Annotated in this window: 11 protein-coding genes, 3 tRNA genes and 2 pseudogenes; 7 read left to right on the forward strand and 9 right to left on the reverse strand. The window is 70.6% G+C overall.

Going from position 1 to position 18,295, the window contains the following annotated elements:
- Positions 1-117: 117 nt before the first annotated feature.
- Positions 118-741 carry a TetR/AcrR family transcriptional regulator gene (locus AB0Q90_RS05330; protein WP_363159742.1) on the forward strand — a complete coding sequence of 208 codons (624 nt, stop codon included), beginning with the start codon at positions 118-120 and terminating at the stop codon, positions 739-741.
- 95 nt (positions 742-836) lie between these two features.
- Here AB0Q90_RS05330 and AB0Q90_RS05335 read toward each other — a convergent pair.
- Positions 837-1,300: pseudogene (locus tag AB0Q90_RS05335) on the reverse strand (FAD-dependent oxidoreductase); the annotation flags it as partial.
- Positions 1,301-1,539: 239 nt separating this feature from the next.
- Here AB0Q90_RS05335 and AB0Q90_RS05340 point away from each other — a divergent pair.
- The gene (locus tag AB0Q90_RS05340) at positions 1,540-3,783 is read left to right on the forward strand and encodes an MMPL family transporter (protein WP_363159741.1); all 2,244 of its coding nucleotides are present in this window, start codon (positions 1,540-1,542) and stop codon (positions 3,781-3,783) included.
- Between the two features lie 300 nt (positions 3,784-4,083).
- Here AB0Q90_RS05340 and AB0Q90_RS05345 read toward each other — a convergent pair.
- The 4 genes and pseudogenes from AB0Q90_RS05345 to AB0Q90_RS05360 all read right to left on the reverse strand — a co-directional run.
- Positions 4,084-4,246: pseudogene (locus tag AB0Q90_RS05345) on the reverse strand (VapC toxin family PIN domain ribonuclease); the annotation flags it as partial.
- A 330-nt stretch (positions 4,247-4,576) separates the two neighbouring features.
- Positions 4,577-4,653 (reverse strand) — tRNA-Ile (locus tag AB0Q90_RS05350).
- 167 nt (positions 4,654-4,820) lie between these two features.
- A tRNA-Asn gene (locus AB0Q90_RS05355) sits at positions 4,821-4,893 on the reverse strand.
- 5 nt (positions 4,894-4,898) lie between these two features.
- Positions 4,899-4,971: transfer RNA gene (locus tag AB0Q90_RS05360), tRNA-Asn, on the reverse strand.
- Between the two features lie 143 nt (positions 4,972-5,114).
- Between AB0Q90_RS05360 and AB0Q90_RS05365 the strand changes: the two genes are divergently transcribed.
- From AB0Q90_RS05365 to AB0Q90_RS05380, 4 genes are all read left to right on the forward strand, one after another.
- Positions 5,115-5,420: a YtxH domain-containing protein gene (locus AB0Q90_RS05365; RefSeq protein WP_363159740.1), complete on the forward strand. Its 306-nt coding sequence runs from the start codon at positions 5,115-5,117 to the stop codon at positions 5,418-5,420.
- 42 nt (positions 5,421-5,462) lie between these two features.
- Complete coding sequence (locus AB0Q90_RS05370; protein WP_363159739.1) at positions 5,463-6,902, forward strand: FGGY family carbohydrate kinase; 1,440 nt, start codon at positions 5,463-5,465, stop codon at positions 6,900-6,902.
- A 138-nt stretch (positions 6,903-7,040) separates the two neighbouring features.
- A complete protein-coding gene (locus AB0Q90_RS05375) occupies positions 7,041-8,774 on the forward strand; it encodes an ABC transporter ATP-binding protein (protein WP_363159738.1) in 1,734 nt (577 codons plus the stop codon).
- Positions 8,774-10,702, forward strand: a complete 1,929-nt coding sequence (locus AB0Q90_RS05380) for an ABC transporter ATP-binding protein (RefSeq protein WP_363159737.1) — start codon at positions 8,774-8,776, stop codon at positions 10,700-10,702. The genes AB0Q90_RS05375 and AB0Q90_RS05380 overlap by 1 nt, the downstream gene beginning before the upstream one ends.
- Before the next feature lie 35 nt (positions 10,703-10,737).
- Here AB0Q90_RS05380 and AB0Q90_RS05385 read toward each other — a convergent pair whose 3' ends face one another.
- From AB0Q90_RS05385 to AB0Q90_RS05400, 4 genes are all read right to left on the reverse strand, one after another.
- Positions 10,738-12,012, reverse strand: a complete 1,275-nt coding sequence (locus tag AB0Q90_RS05385; RefSeq protein WP_363159736.1) for an RNA polymerase sigma factor — start codon at positions 12,010-12,012, stop codon at positions 10,738-10,740.
- Positions 12,013-12,116: 104 nt separating this feature from the next.
- Positions 12,117-14,018, reverse strand: coding sequence for a DNA primase (dnaG, locus tag AB0Q90_RS05390; RefSeq protein WP_363159735.1), 1,902 nt, complete (start codon positions 14,016-14,018; stop codon positions 12,117-12,119).
- A 106-nt stretch (positions 14,019-14,124) separates the two neighbouring features.
- Entirely contained in the window at positions 14,125-15,390 is a 1,266-nt protein-coding gene (locus AB0Q90_RS05395) for an FAD-dependent oxidoreductase (RefSeq protein ID WP_363159734.1), read from the reverse strand.
- Between the two features lie 146 nt (positions 15,391-15,536).
- Positions 15,537-16,817 (reverse strand): deoxyguanosinetriphosphate triphosphohydrolase, encoded by a 1,281-nt coding sequence (locus AB0Q90_RS05400; protein ID WP_363159733.1) that lies wholly within the window; start codon positions 16,815-16,817, stop codon positions 15,537-15,539.
- 226 nt (positions 16,818-17,043) lie between these two features.
- Here AB0Q90_RS05400 and AB0Q90_RS05405 point away from each other — a divergent pair, with 226 nt between their 5' ends.
- Positions 17,044-18,288 carry an MFS transporter gene (locus AB0Q90_RS05405; RefSeq protein ID WP_363159732.1) on the forward strand — a complete coding sequence of 415 codons (1,245 nt, stop codon included), beginning with the start codon at positions 17,044-17,046 and terminating at the stop codon, positions 18,286-18,288.
- Positions 18,289-18,295: the final 7 nt, after the last annotated feature.

An 18,295-nucleotide genomic window follows, 5' to 3' on the forward strand; every position in this document is an offset into this window, starting at 1 on the left:
GAACTGACCCGCGCGGCCACGGACCGGACCTCAGCGGCCGCGCCACGACATCCGGCTGCGCGCAACCTGACTTGTTCGGATGACTTGATCACAGGACCAAGTCGGTATGATGCGGTCATGGCTCACGTTCCCGCGGCCGAGCGCCGCCCCCAACTGATCAAAGCGGCCATCGACTTCATGACCAGGGAAGGAGTCGCGGCCGGAAGCACCCGTGCCATCGCCGCCGAGCTGGGGGTTGCTCAGGCCACGGTGCACTACACCTTCGGCACGAAGGAAGGGCTGTACCGCGCCGTCATGGAGCAGCTCACGCAGGATTTGATCACTCAGGTCGAGCAGGCCGCACCGGCCGACGCCGGCTTCGAGGAGACGGCCAGTACGCTTGCCGCCGCCCTGTGGCGGACGGTGCGCGAGCAGCCCGCCAGTCATCAGCTGCTCACGGAACTGACCATGTTCGCGCTCCGCTCCCCCGCCCTGAGCGAGGCCCTGGAGAGCCACTATCGGGGCGTGACCGAGGTGACGGCGAGGCTGGTGACCCAAGCGGCCGAGCGCACCGGCCTGGCCCTTGCCCAGCCTGCGGAAACGATTGCGCGGTTCTTCCTCGCCGGCTTCGACGGGCTCACGATGCAACATCTCTCCCACCCCGACGAGGAGGCCGAGCACACGTGCCTGCAGGCCTTCGTATCCGCCGTGGTGGCCATGGCCGGCGGCCGGCTGGACCTGGTGCCCGTTCCTGCGAGCTGACATGGCTTGCGAGCCGGTGAACCTTGCCGGTCACCGCACCAGTCGCGCGTGTTGGGCGCCTCGGAACGGATCAGGTGTTCCGGTTGGCCATCGTCGATCAGACCGACGGCATCGCCGGTGATTTCGGCCTTGCGCAGCCAAGTCTCGTAGGTCATGCCGTCCGGTTCACGGGCGTTCGGGGTCTGCCACGCCGCCGCCGGGGCACCTTGCCCGCCGCCTGCTCGATGCGGGCCGGGGCGATGCCCATGTCCGGCCGCGCGAACAGGTCGGGTGGCATGAGTCCGGAGAACCGCTTGGCCTTGCCGTCGTGCACGTAGACCCGCTCGCCGGGCACGGCGGCCTGGTACGCGGCCACGCCGACCTCCTTGGCCGGCGCCAGGATGTGGTCCTGGGTAGGTCCGACGAACTGCCCACCGATCTCGGTCACTTGACCGTCACCCAGGTCGTGGTTGAGCAGTCGCCCGCCGACCCGGTCGCGGGCCTCCGGAACGGCCACGGACCTGCCTGCCGCGACGAGCTCTCGCGCTGCGGTGAGCCCGGCCAGTCCCGCATCGATCACGACGAGGTCGGTCTTTCGGCTCCATCGCCCGTTGGCGGCTTGCGTGCCGCGATAGTCGAATGACTCGGTCGTTTGACTTGAGCAGGTGATAAAGTCGGTCGCACCGAACGAGGCACCCATCGGCTCCGACCGGTCGCGCGGCTGCTGTCACGTGGCCGGAGTCCGACCCTGTGCCCTCCGCTTCCCCGCCCACGTCCGCTGCCCGGGTGCGGGGATCCCCACCGTCTAGGGAGTTCGTCATGGCCGTCCTGCTCCACCGGCTGGGTCACAGCGCCTACCGGCACCGAAAGCTCGTCCTGGGACTGTGGCTCTTCGTCCTGGCCGCGCTCATCACCTGCGTCAGCGTCTTCAGCGGCAAGCTCGACGACCGCTTCTCGGTGCCCGGCACCGAGTCGCAGCGCGCGCTGGACAGCCTGAGCAAGACTCTCCCGCAAGCCTCGGGTGCCAACGCGCAGATCGTCTTCACGGCCCCCAGGGACCACCAGGTCACCGAAGCCCCCTACGCCGCGGCCATCGCCCGGACCGTGGCGGAGGCCAAGAAGGCTCCCCAGGTCAGCGAGGTCGTCGGCCCCCGGGACTCCGGCGCCGTCTCGGCCGACCGGACCACGGCGATCGTCCAGGTCCAGTACCCCGTCCAGAACGCTCAGGTCCGCACCTCATCCGTGGACGCGATCGAGAAGACGGCCGAAGCGGCGGAGAAGGGCGGGCTGAAGACCTCGGTGGGCGGCTCCGTCTACGGCAGCAAGGGCGTCCACGTCGGCCCGTCGGAGATCATCGGCGTGGCCGTGGCCCTGCTGGTCCTCGTCGTGACGTTCGGCTCACTGCTGGCCGCGGGCATGGCACTGGTGCCCGCGCTCATCGGTGTGGCAGTCGGACTGGCCGGGCTACTCGCCCTGGCGCCCGCGGTCAGCATCTCCTCGACCGCCGTCACACTCGCCCTCATGCTGGGCCTGGCCGTCGGCATCGACTACGTGCTGTTCATCCTGTCGCGCCACCGACAGCAACTGGCCCGCGGAACCGACCCGAAGGAATCCATAGCGCTGGCCACCGGCACGGCCGGAAGCGCCGTGGTCTTCGCCGGCACCACCGTGATCATCGCGCTCGCCGCGCTGAGCATCATCGGCATCCCGTTCCTGACGGTCATGGGTCTCGGGGCCGCCGGAGCCGTACTCATCGCCGTACTGGCGGCGATCACCCTCGTCCCAGCCGTCGCGGGATTCGCCGGCTCCCGGCTCACTCCCCGGCCCAAGAGCCGCGCCGCCCGGCGGGCCGCCGACACCGAGGGGTCCACCGGCCACACCACCATGGGCACCCGCTGGACCAAGTGGGCCATCGCCAAGCCGCTGCTGACGGTGCTCGCGGTGGCGGGCATCCTGGCGACCCTCGCCTTGCCCGCCATGGACATGCGCCTGTCCCTTCCCGACAACGGCTCCGCCCCGCACTCCTCCACCGAGCGCAAGGCCTACGACACGATCAGCGACAAGTTCGGCCCCGGCTTCAACGGCCCGCTCCTCGTCCTGGCCGAGACCGAGAACGGCACGGCTGCCGCGAGCGCACAGGCCGGCGTGCGGGTGGCCCAGAAGCTCCAGACCCTCAAGAACGTCAAGGCCGTCCTCCCGCCCCAGCCCACCAGCGACCCGGCACAGAGCGTCATCACCGTCCTGCCCGCCTCCGGTCCGGACAGCGTCCGTACCGACCAACTCGTCCGTGACATCCGCAAGGCCGCGCCCGACATCCGTGACACGACCGGCGCCTCCGTCGCGGTCACCGGCACCACCGCCGTCAACATCGACGTCTCCAACCGGCTCAGCGACTCCCTGCTGCCCTTCGTCGCCATCGTCGTCGGCCTCAGCCTGCTCCTGCTGATGATCGTCTTCCGGTCGCTGGTCATCCCCGTCAAGGCCGCCGTCGGCTTCCTGCTCTCGGTCGGCGCCTCGCTCGGTCTGGTCGTCGCCGTCTTCCAGTGGGGCTGGCTGGCCGACCTCCTCGGGGTGCCCCACAGCGGCCCCGTCGTCAGCTTCCTGCCGATCATTCTGATCGGTGTGCTGTTCGGACTGGCCATGGACTACGAGGTGTTCCTCGTGTCCGGTATGCGCGAGGAATGGGCTCACACGGGCCAAGCACGCCGATCGGTCGTCGACGGCGCACGCCACAGCGTGCGGGTCGTCACCGCCGCCGCCCTGATCATGTTCACCGTCTTCGCGGGGTTCTTCCCTCTCGACGACTCCCTGATCAAACCCATCGCGTTCGCCCTCGCCGTGGGCGTGGCCATCGATGCCTTCGCCGTCCGCATGACGCTCGTACCGGCAGTACTCGCTCTCGCCGGCCGGGGCGCCTGGTGGCTACCGGGCTGGCTGGACAGGGGCCTGCCCGACCTCGATGTCGAAGGAACCAGCCTCCAGAAGGCTCCGGCTCAGGCTTCGGCGACAGACCGCAAGGAACCCCAGAGGCCTTCCCCCGTGATGGTGGACACGCGTCTTTGAGTACGCGGCAAGCGTGAGCTCAGCGGTGTGGTGTCGGCGTTCGTACTCGTTGGGACTGAGGTGGCCGTTGGCGGAGTGCCGGCGGCCCCGATGGTCGGCGAACTGGAAGCGGCTCCTCACCAGTTCAGCCAGCGGACCCGCAAGAGTCAGGGTGCTGCCCTGGCCCCACACGGCCTGGGTCAAGAGCGCGTCCATTCTGACCTTCGGCCCCGCACACGCGGGGAGAGCTCCAGCGGACTGGGCAGCTGCGCCAGGAAGACGAGGTCGGCCTCACGCACGCGGGGATCGCGGGGAGCGGGCAGCCGCCCGATGCTGGCTCCGCTGGGTCAGCTTGTACTGGGCGGTATCGACCCAACGCCAGGCATTCTTCGCCGGCGGCGATGTGTCCCTCCCAGGGACGCAGCGCGCCCTGGGTGCGGAACAGGTGCCACAGAGCCGAGGTGTCCACGAGGTACGTGATCACTCGAAGGCCTCGCGCCGCGCGCGCTTCTCGGCGTCATGCGCCGCTGCGGCCTGCTCGAACTCGCCACGCGCACCTCGCGCGGCCAACTTCGGGGGTGGGCAGGATGTGGAGGCGCTTCCATCCGAACCGTTTGCCGGCCGAGGGCGGTCAGCAGGGGCGCCTCGCCTCGCGCGAATCACCCCATGGACCCCATGTCCGATTTGACCGGAATTGGCGTCCTGAATCTGTCCTGCCGATGACGAAGCGCGCCTCAAAACGCGCCGTCGGCATCCCGTGACCCACTTGCCGACCAGTGAATGTGCTGGTCGGAAGATCTTCCTGCGTAGCGAGTGGTGGGGCGGGTGGGACTCGAACCCACGGCCGACGGATTATGAGTCCGCTGCTCTAACCGGCTGAGCTACCGCCCCATAGCGGCGTGTCGCGCACATTTGTACGTGCCGTCTGCCGCAGCATAGCCGCTCATACGATCTCCTGCTTCGGATGGTCGACTACGCATGCCCTCAAGGACTTCCGCGCGGAGCGCGCGGTTCCCCGGGGCATGAAAAAGGACCCCGAAGGGTCCTCGTTCAATCTGCTCCCCCGACTGGACTCGAACCAGTAACCTGCCGGTTAACAGCCGGCTGCTCTGCCAATTGAGCTACGGAGGACCGAGCTCCCCCGACTGGACTCGAACCAGTAACCTGCCGGTTAACAGCCGGCTGCTCTGCCAATTGAGCTACGGAGGAATGCCTCGTTGCATCGAACGTACCTACCTGGGTATTCGCCAGGGGGCGGGCGCTCGCTGCGACACATACATTAGCGCAAGCAGGGGGGTGCTCCGCCAATCGGTTCCCCCGGCACCGACCTACACGAGGGAAGGGTGGCCGCCATGCGCTACAAGCTCACGTTCGTCGTCGGGCTGGCTCTGGGTTACGTGCTGGGCACGCGTGCCGGGCGCGAACGCTACGAACAGCTGAAGAAGTCGGCACGCCAGGTGGCGCAGAACCCGGCGGTCCGCAACACCGCCGAGACCGCGGCACAGCAGGGCCGCGTGTACGCGGGCAAGGCGTACCACGCCGTCAGTGACAAGGTCGGCGACCACGTCCCGGACTCCGTGGCCCAGCGGGTCCGATCCCTCCGGGACCGCAACACCAACGGTCAGGCCGAGGACGACTGGGGGACCAGCAACACTTAGGCGCGCACATGCCTGTGGCGTTCGACCCATAGAATTTTCGCCATGGGGATAGTCGCCGGGCTGGACAGCTCGCCCGAGTTCACTCGTATCGTCGTCTGCGACGCGGACACCGGAGCCGTGCTCAGGCAGGGGTATGCCCAGCATCCGGTGGAGGGCCGCCCCTCCGACGTGGATCCGCAGGCCTGGCTCCTGTCCCTCGGCGAGGCCGCCGGCGGAGGTCTTCTCGAAGGCGTCCAGGCCATCGGCGTGTCCGCGCAGCAGAACGCCGTCGTCCCCCTGGACGCCCAGGGCAACACCGTCCGCCCCGCCATGGTCGGCGCCGACAAGCGCGCGCAGGTCCCCGCGGCCGACCTGGTGGACGCGCTCGGCGGGCGCGAGGCCTGGGCGCAGGCCGTGGGCTGTGTACCGCAGGCCGCGCAGCCCGTGACCAAGCTGCGCTGGCTGGCCAAGAACGAACCCGACGCCGCCGCCCGCACCGCCGTCCTCCTCCAGGCGCACGACTGGCTGGTGTGGCAGCTCCTCGGACGCCCGGTGCGCCGGACCACCGACCGGGGCGGCGCCTCCGGCACCGGCTACTGGTCGGCCGCCACCGGCGCCTACCGCACCGACCTCGTCGAGCTGGCGCTCGGTCACCAGGCCATGCTGCCGGAGGTGATGGGGCCCTCCGAGGCGGCCGGTACGACACCGGAGGGGCTGCTGATCTCCGCCGGGACCGGCGAGACGATGGCCGCCGCGTTCGGGCTCGGCATCGGGCTCGGCGACGCGGTCGTCTCGCTCGGCGCCTCCGGTTCCGTGATGGCCGTGCACCCCGAGGCGCTGCACGACCCGAGCGGGATGATCACCGCCCTGGCCGACGCCACCGGCATGCACCTGCCGGTCGTCACCACCCTGAACGCCGTACGCACCCTGCGCGGTACCGCCGAACTGCTCGGCCTGCCGGACCTGGAGAGCCTGTCCGACCTGGCGATGAAGTCGACGCCGGGGGCGCACGGGCTGGTGCTGCTGCCCTATCTGGAGGGCGAGCGGACCCCGCATCTGCCGCACACCGCCGGGACGCTGGCCGGGCTCAGGCGGGAGGCGATGAAGCCGGAGCATCTGGCGCGGGCCGCGTTCGAGGGCATGCTGTGCGGGCTCGCGGACGCGCTCGACGTGCTGCGCGGCCGGGGTGTGGAGGTGCGGCGGGTCTTCCTGCTGGGCGCGGCGGCCGAGCTGCCGGCCGTGCAGGCCTCGGCGCCCTCGCTGTTCGGCGCGCAGGTCGTCGTACCGCAGCCCGCCGACTACGCGGCGATCGGTGCCGCCCGGCAGGCGGCCTGGGCGCTCGGCGCGTCGCAGGGCACCCTCGACCCGCGCACCCCGCCGGCCTGGCACGGCGCCGCGGCGCAGGTGCTGGAGCCGGGCGAGGAGCTCGCGGTCGGGCAGGCCGTGCGCCAGCAGTTCGTGTCGGTGCGGGAGCAGACCCATCCGGGGGCGTTTCGGTCGTAGGACGTAGGACCAAAGCCTCACATCGGTCGGTTCTTGGACTGCTGTTGGCTTAATCGGTTGAGGTAACGCGGGTGGAGTGTCCGACGATAGGGGCCAGGGGCAACCAACCGCCCCGCCGCCGACCCCGAGAGACCCAGCGTGCTCATACGACTCCTGCGGACCTATCTCAGGCCCTACCGAAAACCCATCGCCCTGCTGGTGCTGCTGCAGTTCCTGCAGACCTGCGCCACCCTCTACCTGCCGACCCTGAACGCGGACATCATCGACAACGGTGTCGTCACCGGCGACACCGGCTACATCCTCGGCTACGGCGCCCTGATGATCGCCATCTCGCTGGCGCAGGTGGTGTGCAACATCGGTGCCGTGTACTACGGCGCCCGGACCGCCTCCGCGCTGGGCCGGGACGTGCGGGCCGCCGTCTTCGACCGGGTGCAGTCCTTCTCCGCCCGTGAGGTCGGCCACTTCGGCGCGCCCTCGCTGATCACCCGTACCACCAATGACGTGCAGCAGGTCCAGATGCTGGCCCTGATGACGTTCACGCTGATGGTGTCGGCGCCGATCATGTGCGTGGGCGGCATCGTGCTGGCGCTCGGCCTGGACGTGCCGCTGTCCGCGGTGCTGATCGCCGTGGTGCCCGTGCTGGGCATCTGCGTGACCCTGATCGTGCGGCGGCTGCGGCCGCTGTTCCGGGCCATGCAGGTACGCCTGGACACCGTGAACCGGGTGCTGCGCGAGCAGATCACCGGCAACCGGGTGATCCGCGCCTTCGTGCGCGACGACTACGAGGAGCAGCGCTTCCGGAAGTCCAACGCCGACCTCACCGAGATGTCGCTGGCCTCCGGCAACCTGCTCGCGCTGATGTTCCCGATCGTGATGACGGTGGTGAACCTGTCCTCGATCGCGGTGGTGTGGTTCGGCGCCCACCGCATCGACAACGGCGGCATGCAGATCGGCGACCTGACCGCGTTCCTCGCCTATCTGATGCAGATCGTGATGTCCGTGATGATGGCCACCTTCATGTTCATGATGGTGCCGCGCGCGGAGGTCTGCGCCGAGCGCATCCAGGAGGTCCTGGACACGTCGTCGAGCGTGGTGCCGCCGGTTGCCCCGGTGCGCGAGCTGCGCCGGCACGGCCATCTGGAGATCCGCGGGGCCGGGTTCCGCTATCCCGGCGCCGAGGAGCCCGTACTGAAGGCGATCGACCTCGTCGCGCGGCCCGGCGAGATCACGGCCGTCATCGGGTCGACCGGCAGCGGCAAGTCCACCCTGCTGGGTCTTGTCCCGCGGCTGTTCGACGCGACCGAGGGCCAGGTGCTCGTCGACGGCGAGGACGTGGCGGGCATCGACCCGCAGGTGCTGGCCAGGACCGTGGGCCTGGTGCCGCAGAAGCCGTACCTGTTCGCGGGGACGATCGCGACGAACCTTCGCTACGGCAACCCCGACGCCACCGACGAGGACCTGTGGCACGCGCTGGAGGTGGCGCAGGCCAAGGAGTTCGTGGAGCGGCTGGAGGCCGGGCTCGACGCGCCGATCGCGCAGGGCGGCACCAATGTCTCGGGCGGGCAGCGGCAGCGGCTCGCCATCGCCCGCACGCTGGTGCAGCGCCCGGAGATCTATCTCTTCGACGACTCCTTCTCCGCCCTCGACTACGCCACCGACGCCGCCCTGCGCGGCGCGCTGTCGCGGGAGACCGCCGAGGCGACCGTCGTGATCGTCGCCCAGCGGGTGGCGACCATCCGGGACGCCGACCGGATCGTCGTCCTCGACGAGGGCCGGGTCGTCGGCAGCGGACGGCACCGGGAGCTGATGGCGGACAACGAGACCTACCGGGAGATCGTGCTCTCCCAGCTGACGGAAGCGGAGGCCGCCTGATGGCCGGGCCCATGGGGCGGATGATGGCCGGCACCGGACCGGACCACCGGTCGCTGGACTTCAAGGTGTCCGGCAAACGGCTCGTCGCGCAGTTCAAGCCGGAGCGGCTCACCCTCTATGTGCTGCTGCTGTGCGTGGTGGTGAGCGTCGGCCTCTCGGTCGTCGGGCCGAAGATCCTCGGCGCGGCCACCGACCTGGTGTTCGCGGGCATCGTCGGACGGGAGATGGAGCCCGGGGCGACGAAGGAAGAGGTGCTCGCGGGGATGCGGGAGCGGGGTGACGGCGATGTCGCCGACATGCTCCGCAGCACCGACTTCACGCCCGGCGAGGGCATCGACTTCGGCGCCGTCGGGAACATCCTGCTGCTCGCCCTCGCCGTGTTCGTCGCCGCCGGACTGCTGATGGCGGTGGCGACGCGGCTGGTGAACCGGACCGTCAACCGGACCATGTACCGGATGCGGGAGGACGTCCAGACGAAGCTGTCGCGGCTGCCGCTGTCGTACTTCGACAAGCGGCAGCGCGGGGAGGTGCTGTCCCGGGCGACCAACGACATCGACAACATCGGGCAGACGCTCCAGCAGTCGATGGGCCAGCTCATCAACTCCGTGCTGACGATCATCGGTGTGCTGGCGATGATGTTCTACGTCTCCTGGATCCTCGCCCTGGTCGCGCTGGTGACCGTGCCGGTGTCGTTCTACGTCGCCACGCGCGTGGGCAAGCGGTCCCAGCCGCACTTCGTGCAGCAGTGGCGCACCACCGGCAAGCTCAACGCGCACGTCGAGGAGATGTACACCGGGCACACGCTGGTGAAGGTGTTCGGGCGGCAGGACGAGTCGGCGCAGCAGTTCGCCGAGCAGAACGAGGCGCTGTACGAGGCCGGGTTCAAGGCGCAGTTCAACAGCGGGATCATGCAGCCGCTGATGATGTTCGTGTCGAACATCAACTACGTGCTGGTCGCGGTGGTGGGCGGACTGCGGGTCGCGTCCGGGGCGCTGTCCATCGGTGACGTGCAGGCCTTCATCCAGTACTCGCGGCAGTTCTCGATGCCGCTGACACAGGTCGCGTCGATGGCGAACCTGGTGCAGTCCGGTGTCGCCTCGGCGGAGCGGATCTTCGAACTCCTGGACGCGGAGGAGCAGTCGGCGGACCCCGTGCCCGGGGTGCGGCCGGAGGAGCTGCGGGGGCGGGTGGCGCTGGAGGACGTGTCCTTCCGCTACGACCCCGAGAAGCCGCTCATCGAGGACCTGTCGCTGACGGTGGAGCCGGGGCAGACGGTCGCGATCGTCGGGCCGACGGGTGCGGGCAAGACCACGCTGGTCAACCTGCTGATGCGGTTCTACGACGTCTCCGGCGGCCGGATCACCCTCGACGGAGTCGACATCGCGACGATGTCCCGGGACGAACTGCGGGCCGGGATCGGCATGGTGCTCCAGGACACCTGGCTGTTCGGCGGCACGATCGCGGAGAACATCGCCTACGGGGCGTCCCGCGAGGTCACCCGGGGCGAGATCGAGGAGGCGGCGCGGGCGGCCCACGCGGACCGGTTCGTGCGGACGCTGCCCGACGGGTACGACACCGTGATCGACGACGACGGGGCCGGGGTCAGCGCCGGTGAGAAGCAGCTGATCACCATCGCCCGGGCGTTCCTGTCGGATCCGGTGATCCTGGTGCTGGACGAGGCGACGTCCTCCGTCGACACCCGGACCGAGGTGCTGATCCAGAAGGCGATGGCAAAGCTGGCGCACGGGCGGACGTCGTTCGTCATCGCGCACCGGCTGTCGACGATCCGGGACGCGGACACGATTCTGGTGATGGAGAACGGGTCGATCGTCGAGCAGGGCGCCCACGGGACGCTGCTGGCGGCCGACGGGGCGTATGCGCGGCTGTACAAGGCGCAGTTCGCGGAGGCGGTGGCCGAGGTGGACTGAGCGCACGGGGGCCGCCGTCAGGCGGCCCCTACCCTTCAGTCGAGATAGCCCCTCAGCTGGTCCGCGAACGCGTGGTCCCTGAGTTTGTTGAGGGTCTTGGACTCGATCTGGCGGATGCGTTCCCGGGTCACGCCGAAGATGCGGCCTATCTCCTCCAGTGTGCGGGGGCGGCCGTCCGCCAGGCCGTAGCGGAGCTGGACGACCTTGCGTTCGCGTTCGCCGAGGGTCGACAGCACCGCTTCCAGGTGTTCCCTGAGCAGCAGGAACGCCGCCGATTCGACCGGGCTCGCCGCGTCGCCGTCCTCGATGAGGTCGCCGAGCGCCACGTCGTCCTCCTCGCCCACCGGGGCGTGCAGGGAGACGGGCTCCTGGGCGAGGCGCAGGACCTCGCTGACGCGCTCCGGCGCGAGGTCCAGATGGGCGGCCACTTCCTCCGGGGTCGGCTCGTACCCGCGTTCCTGGAGCATGCGGCGCTGGACGCGGACGACCCGGTTGATCAGTTCGACCACATGGACCGGGACGCGGATCGTGCGGGCCTGGTCGGCGAGCGCGCGGGACATGGCCTGGCGGATCCACCAGGTGGCGTACGTGGAGAACTTGTAGCCACGCGCGTAGTCGAACTTCTCGACCGCCCGGATCAGGCCCAGGTTGCCTTCCTGGACCAGGTCCAGCATGGTCAGGCCGCGGCCCACGTAGCGCTTGGCCACCGAGACGACCAGCCTGAGGTTCGCCTCGATCAGCCGGCGCTTGGCCATCCGGCCCATGACCACCAGACGGTCCAGGTCGAGCGCCAACTGGCTGTCCGGATCAGGGGTGTTGGTCAGCCGCTCCTCGGCGAACAGGCCGGCCTCGACGCGGCGGGCGAGCTCGACCTCCTCGGCGGCGGTGAGCAGCGGGATGCGGCCGATCTCCCGCAGGTACTGGCGGAACAGGTCCGAGGACGGGCCGCCGGTGTCGGTACGGCTGCGCGGTGGTTCGACCGGCTCGGGAGGCTCCACGGCCTCCAGCGCCTCGGCGGCCGGTCCCTCCGGCTCCGCCTCGGGATGGTGCGCGGCACGGTTCTGCGGGGGAACCGCGACCAGGACGTCGGACTCGGCGTCCGTGGCGTCCGTACTGCTGTCGGTCTGGGTGAGGGTCTGGGTCTGCACGGGGGCGACCTCCAGGATGATCGCTGCTGAGGTGTGCGGCAGCGCTGCTTCGAGGGCGGAGTCGGCGGCCTCGCCGCTGTCCGTCCCGTACGCGATGAGTGGAACCGCGGGGGTGTGGGACCCGTGGGGGACGGATCGGCCGCGCTCCGAGGACTCAGGCACCGGAACCCAGTGTGGAGTACGACACATCACCGCCACGAGGGGCGTGCGGTGACTTTTTGCGTCCGGTCCGTGACCGGGGGGTTATCGAGCCGTTCCGGGAACCCCTACAGAGCCGCGGCTCCCTGGGCCCTCAGCGCCTGGTCGTACTGCTGGAGTACCCACAGTTCGTTCTGCACACCGGCCAATTGCGCCGGGTCTCCGTGCGAGCCGAGACGGGTCAGGGTCGACTGGATGTCGCGGACCCGCCGCTCCACGGCCCGGCGGCGGACCGTGACGAGCTGGTCGCCCGCATAGTTCTCGTCGACCGTGCGGCGCATGATCGCCTCGACGGCCAGCTCGGTGACCATCGCACGGACCGCGTCGTCGGGCGCCGCGTCCCGCACCCGCACCAGATAGTCCTGCGCGTCCTGTACGCCGTACTCGGCGCCGCCCGCCTCCATGATCGCCTGGCGTACGGCGGCGTAGGGGGCGGCCGTGAACTCGTCGACGCCGTACGCGTCGAAGGCCGGGGAGACCAGCTCGGGGCGCTGGAGGGCGAGCTTGAGCAGCTCGCGCTCGGTGGCGTACACGGGGTTGCGCAGATTGAGGGCCGGACCGGCCGCGGAGGGCCGCGGGGCGGCGTCGTAGGGCTGCTGCGGGCCGCGCGCCGGGGCCGGGCCCTTGCCGCCGCGGTCGCGGGCCCAACGGGCCAGCTGCGCCACCCGCTTGACCACGAACTGGGTGTCGAGGATGCCGAGCATGCCGGCGAGCTGCACCGCGACCTCGTGCTGCGCGCCGCTGTTCTTGATACGGGCGACGATCGGGGCCGCCTCGTCCAGGGCGGCGGCACGGCCCGCGGGGGTGTCGAGGTCGTAGCGGACGACGATCTGGCGCAGCGCGAACTCGAAGAGCGGGGTACGGGGTTCGACCAGGTCGGCGACCGCGTCGTCGCCCTTGGCGAGACGCAGCTCGCAGGGGTCCATGTTGTCCGGCGCGATCGCGATGTAGGTCTCGGCGGCGAACTTCTGGTCGTCCTCGAAAGCGCGCAGGGCCGCCTTCTGGCCGGCCGCGTCGCCGTCGAAGGTGAAGATCACCCGGGCCGATCCGTTGTCCATCAGCAGCCGGCGCAGGATCTTGATGTGGTCGCCGCCGAACGCGGTGCCGCAGGTCGCGATGGCCGTGGTCACCCCGGCGAGGTGGCAGGCCATGACGTCGGTGTAGCCCTCGACGACCACGGCGCGGCTGGCCTTGGCGATGTCCTTCTTCGCCAGGTCGATGCCGTAGAGGACCTGGGACTTCTTGTAGATCGCCGTGTCGGGGGTGTTGAGGTACTTGGGGCCGTTGTCCGCCTCGTACAGCTTGCGGGCGCCGAAGCCGACGACCTCGCCGCCGATGTCGCGGATCGGCCACATCAGACGGCCGCGGAAGCGGTCGATGGGGCCGCGGCGGCCCTCCTGGGAGAGGCCGGAGAGGAGCAGTTCCTTGTCGGTGAAGCCCTTGCCGCGCAGATAGCGGGTGAGGTGGTCCCAGCCCTGCGGGCTGTAGCCGACGCCGAAGTGGACGGCGGCGGCCTGGTCGAAGCCGCGCTCGGCGAGGAAGAGCCGGCCGGTCTCGGCCTCGGGGCTCACGGCGAGCTGCTCGGAGTACCACTCGGCGGCGATCTTGTGGGCCTCGACCAGGCGGATGCGCTCGCCGCGCTGGTGGGCGGGGTTGTACCCGCCCTCCTCGTAGCGCAGGGTGATGCCGGCCTGGCCGGCCAGGCGCTCGACCGCCTCGGAGAAGGAGAGGTGGTCGACCTTCATCACGAATGAGATGGTGTCGCCGCCCTCCTGGCAGCCGAAGCAGTGGAAGAGCCCCTTGCTCGGGCTGACCTGGAAGGAGGGCGACTTCTCGTCGTGGAACGGGCACAGCCCCTTGAGGTTGCCGCCGCCCGCGTTGCGCAGCTGGAGGTACTCGGACACCACGGCGTCGATCGGGACCGCGTCCCGTACCGCCTTCACGTCCTCGTCGTTGATCCGTCCTGCCACGAGGTGATTCTACGGGGCCGAACTGACACTCCTGGGGCGAGACCGACCTCTGCCGGGGGTCCGGGGGTTGTCCCCCGGGAATTGCAGCACGGGGATGGACCGACAGCTACGGGATGAGGTTTTCGAGAGCTGCGTGCGGGTCTGCCAGTGCCTCCGTGTTCACCTGGGTCCTGGTGCGGATCAGCTGCTGGATCGGCTCTGTGACGTCCCACACATTCACGTTCATCCCGGCCAGCACGCGCCCGTCCTTCACCCAGAAGGCGATGAACTCCCGCTTGCCCGCGTCCCCCCGGATCACCACTTGGTCGTAGGAGCCGGGGGGCGCCCAGCCGGAGTACTCCATACCGAGGTCGTACTGGTCGGAGAAGAAGTAGGGGACGCGGTCGTAGACGACGTCACGGCCCAGCATGGCGCGCGCGGCCGCCGGGCCGCCGTTGAGCGCGTTCGCCCAGTGCTCGACCCGCACCCGGGTGTCGAACAGCGTGTGCGGGAAGGACGCCACGTCGCCGGCCGCGTAGATGTCGGGGTCGGAGGTGCGCAGGCGTTCGTCGACCACCACACCGCCGCCGTGCGCACGGCCGGCGATCTCCAGGCCCGCCGCGTCCGCCAGCGCGATCCGCGGGGCCGCGCCGATGGCGGCCAGCACGTCGTGCGCCGGATGCTCCTCGCCGTCGTCCGTACGGGCCGCCAGCACCATGCCGTCCTGGCCGACGATCTCCGTCAGCCGCGCCCCGAAGTGGAAGCGGACGCCGTGCTCGCGGTGCAGCTCGGCGAAGAGCTGGCCCAGCTCGGGGCCGAGGACGCCGTGCAGCGGGGTCGGCTCCGGCTCGACGACGGTCACCTCGGCGCCGTACTCCCGGGCCGCCGCCGCGACCTCCAGGCCGATCCAGCCGGCTCCGGCGATCACGATGTGGCCGTTGTCCCGGCCCAGCGCGGTCAGGACGTGCCGCAGGCGCTCGGCGTGGGCGAGCCGGCGCAGATGGTGGACGCCCGCGAGGTCCGTGCCCGGGATGTCCAGGCGGCGGGGCTCGGCGCCGGTCGCGAGCAGCAGCTTGTCGTAGTGGACGACCGTGCCGTCCTCGCCGAAGCGGACCGTCTTCGCCCTGCGGTCGACGGCGTCGACGGTCTGGCCGAGGTGCAGCTCGATGTCGTTCTGCGCGTACCAGGCGGGCTCGTGCACGAAGACGCTGTCGCGCTCCTCCTTGCCGAGCAGATAGCCCTTGGAGAGCGGCGGACGCTCATAGGGGTGGTCGCGCTCGTCGCAGATCAGTATCACGCGCCCGGTGAAGCCCTCCGCCCGCAGCGTCTCGGCCGCCTTGGCGCCGGCCAGTCCGCCTCCGACGATGACGAATGTCTGATCCGCGTCGACCACTTGATGCCTCCTCGTAAGGGTGCCGCCACATGGGAGCGTCCCGCACGCAGCGTGATGGGGGAAGAGGGAGTGGCCCGATCAGGCCACGGAGGGTCACGTTCGGGGCCTTTCGGTGTCCCTCTCGTCCCTGATGTCTCAGGTGTGTCTCATCGGTGCTCCGTCAGGCGCGCGTGGAGCGAACGGGCCGAGGCGTCCGTGAGGGACGCGATCTGGTCGACGATCACCCGCTTGCGGGCCCGGTCGTCGGACGCCTGGTCGAACAGCGCACGGAACTGGGGGTCGAGCCCGTCCGGGGCCCGCACGGTGAGCGCCTCCGCCAGCTCGGCGACGACGATCCGCTGATCGGCGCGCAGCCGTTCCTGCTCGGCGCGCTGCATGACGTACCGGTCGGCGACGGCCTTGAGGACGGCGCACTCCAGGCGCGCCTCGTGCGGTACGACGAGTTCGGCGCCGTACCTGGTGAGCCGGCCGGTGCCGTACGCCGCGCGGGTGGCGCCCTCGGCGGCGAGGCAGAAGCGGCCGATGAGCTGGCTGGTGGCGTCCTTCAGCCGGGCCTGGGCGACGGCGGTGCCGTCGTAGCCGTGCGGCCACCAGGGTTGCTCCTGGAGCCGGTCCAGGGCGGCGGACAGCTCCGCCGGGTCGGTGTCCGCAGGCACGTACCGGCCGACGGCCACCGCGAAGACCGCCTGGCGCTCGGGCTCGGCGTGCAGGTGGTTGGGGTCGATATGGCCGGCGTGCAGGCCGTCCTCGACGTCGTGCACCGAGTAGGCCACGTCGTCCGACCAGTCCATGACCTGGGCCTCGAAGGTGGCGCGGGTGCCCGGGGCACCCTTGCGGACCCAGTCGAAGACGGGGCGGTCGTCGTCGTAGACACCGAACTTGGGGGACTTGGGGTCGGTGGGGTGGGTGCCGCGCGGCCAGGGGTACTTGGTGGCGGCGTCCAGGGCGGCGCGGGTGAGGTTGAGGCCGACGGAGCCCTCCGGGGTGAACCGCTTGGGCTCGATGCGGGTGAGGAGCCGCAGGGACTGGGCGTTGCCCTCGAAGCCGCCGCAGTCCTCGGCGAACTCGTTGAGCGCCTGTTCGCCGTTGTGCCCGAAGGGCGGGTGGCCGAGATCGTGCGAGAGGCAGGCGGCCTCCACGAGGTCGGGGTCGCAGCCGAGGGCCGCGCCGAGCTCCCGGCCCACCTGGGCGCACTCCAGGGAGTGCGTGAGCCGGGTGCGCGGGCTGGCGTCCCACGCCTGGCTGTACGTGCCCGGCGTCACCACCTGGGTCTTGCCCGCGAGCCTTCTGAGGGCCGCTGAGTGCAGCACGCGCGCGCGGTCGCGCTGGAAGGCGGTGCGGCCCGGGCGCTTGTCCGGCTCGTGCGCCCAGCGTTCGACGGACATCGGGTCGTAGCCGGGCGGGGGGATGTGGTTCTCGTGCGCCATGGATCGACAGTAAGCGCAGGCAGTGACAATCGAGGGTCTGCTTCGCGCCTGGATGTCCGGCGTGTGCGGAAACGATCACTGGGCGGTCCCGAACGTTCTCGGCCAACACCGCAGAGTTTCCGCTGCCTTGGCCGGATCATGACCGTCTCCGCTCCGCGCGGTGTCTATGGTGAGCCGTCGCAGAACGGGGGTTCGAGTGGTCAGTGCGTCGAGGTTCCGGCTCCTCGTGGCCGCCTACGCCGTCTCCGCCTACGGCAACTACCTCAACCTCATCGCACTGAGCCTGTTCTCCTACGAGGTCACCGGCAGCGCCCTCGGCATCGGCGCCGTGATGGCGCTGCGGCTCTTCGCCGGCGTCCTGTCCGGTCCGGCCGCCGGAGCGCTGACCGGGCGCGTCGGCCGCCGCACCGTGATGATCTGCACCGACGCCGCCCAGGCCGCCGCGATGACCGTCCTCGCGCTCACCGCCTCGGGCACGCCGCTGTGGCTGCTCGGCCTCGCGGTCGTGGTCCTGGGCGCCGGGAACACCTTCTTCACCGTGGCCCTGCGCAGCGCGGTCCCCGCCATGGTCGGCCAGGACCGGCGCGCCCAGGCCAACGGCCTGCTCGTCACCGCCCGCTCCCTCGCCACGGTCCTCGGCTTCGCCTCCGCGGCCCCGGTCATCGGCTACGGCGGTTACGGCACCGCGTTCGCGCTCAACGGCGCGAGTTTCGTGGTGTCCGGGGTGGTGCTGCTGGTGCTGCGGCCGCGCACGGAGGAGACGGGGGAGGCGGCTGGGGAGGCGGCGGGGGGTGCTTCCGGTGCGGGGGAGCGGCGGGCGCTGTGGCGGGCCTGGGCCGGCGTGCCCGCCCTGCTGCTCGGCATGATCCTGCTGCGCGGGACGGACGCGCTGGCCTCCTCCTCGCACAACGTCGCCCTGCCGATCGTCGCCGACCTCGCCGACCCCTCGCATCCCGCCCTGTTCATGAGCCGCTTCTGGGCGGCCTGGGCGGTCGGCACCGTGCTCGCCCACCAGGTCCTCAAGCGGGTGCGGACCAAGGACGGCGCCGCGTGGGGCGAACGGGGGTTCGCGCTCGGCACCTGCGCGATGTCCTGTGCCTTCGTGCTGGCCTTCACCGGGCTGCCCGCCGTGGCGCTGGTCCTGGCGGCCGCGGCGGCCGGGTTCGCGGACGGCTGGACCGAGATCGTCTACACCACGCGGCTCCAGGCCGCGAAGGACCGTGAGCGCGGCCGGCTGTTCGGGCTGACCGCCACGGCCGAGCAGTCCGGATTCGCCCTCGGGACCGTCGCCGCCGCGGCGGCCCTGGAGTCGCTCTCCCCGCTGACCGTCGTGGCGCTGTTCCACGGGACGGCGGTGTGCGGGGCGCTGGCCCTGCTCCTCGCGGGCCGCCGAGGAGACGTCGACCGCGCTTTTACTGCCGTCCGCTACACGAGAGACCGACGGGCCTCCGGGTCACCGAGAAAGGGATGAGGGTACG

It is taken from the genome of Streptomyces sp. NPDC079141, assembly GCF_040686775.1.
In the GTDB taxonomy this organism is placed as follows: Bacteria; Actinomycetota; Actinomycetes; order Streptomycetales; family Streptomycetaceae; genus Streptomyces.

Coding starts and splice junctions, on each gene's coding strand:
- AB0Q90_RS05330 (WP_363159742.1), top strand. CDS start 118: ATGGCTCACGTTCCCGCGGCCGAGCGCCGCCCCCAACTGATCAAAGCG.
- AB0Q90_RS05340 (WP_363159741.1), top strand. CDS start 1,540: ATGGCCGTCCTGCTCCACCGGCTGGGTCACAGCGCCTACCGGCACCGA.
- AB0Q90_RS05365 (WP_363159740.1), top strand. CDS start 5,115: ATGCGCTACAAGCTCACGTTCGTCGTCGGGCTGGCTCTGGGTTACGTG.
- AB0Q90_RS05370 (WP_363159739.1), top strand. CDS start 5,463: ATGGGGATAGTCGCCGGGCTGGACAGCTCGCCCGAGTTCACTCGTATC.
- AB0Q90_RS05380 (WP_363159737.1), top strand. CDS start 8,774: ATGGCCGGGCCCATGGGGCGGATGATGGCCGGCACCGGACCGGACCAC.
- AB0Q90_RS05400 (WP_363159733.1), bottom strand. CDS start 16,817: ATGGCGCACGAGAACCACATCCCCCCGCCCGGCTACGACCCGATGTCC.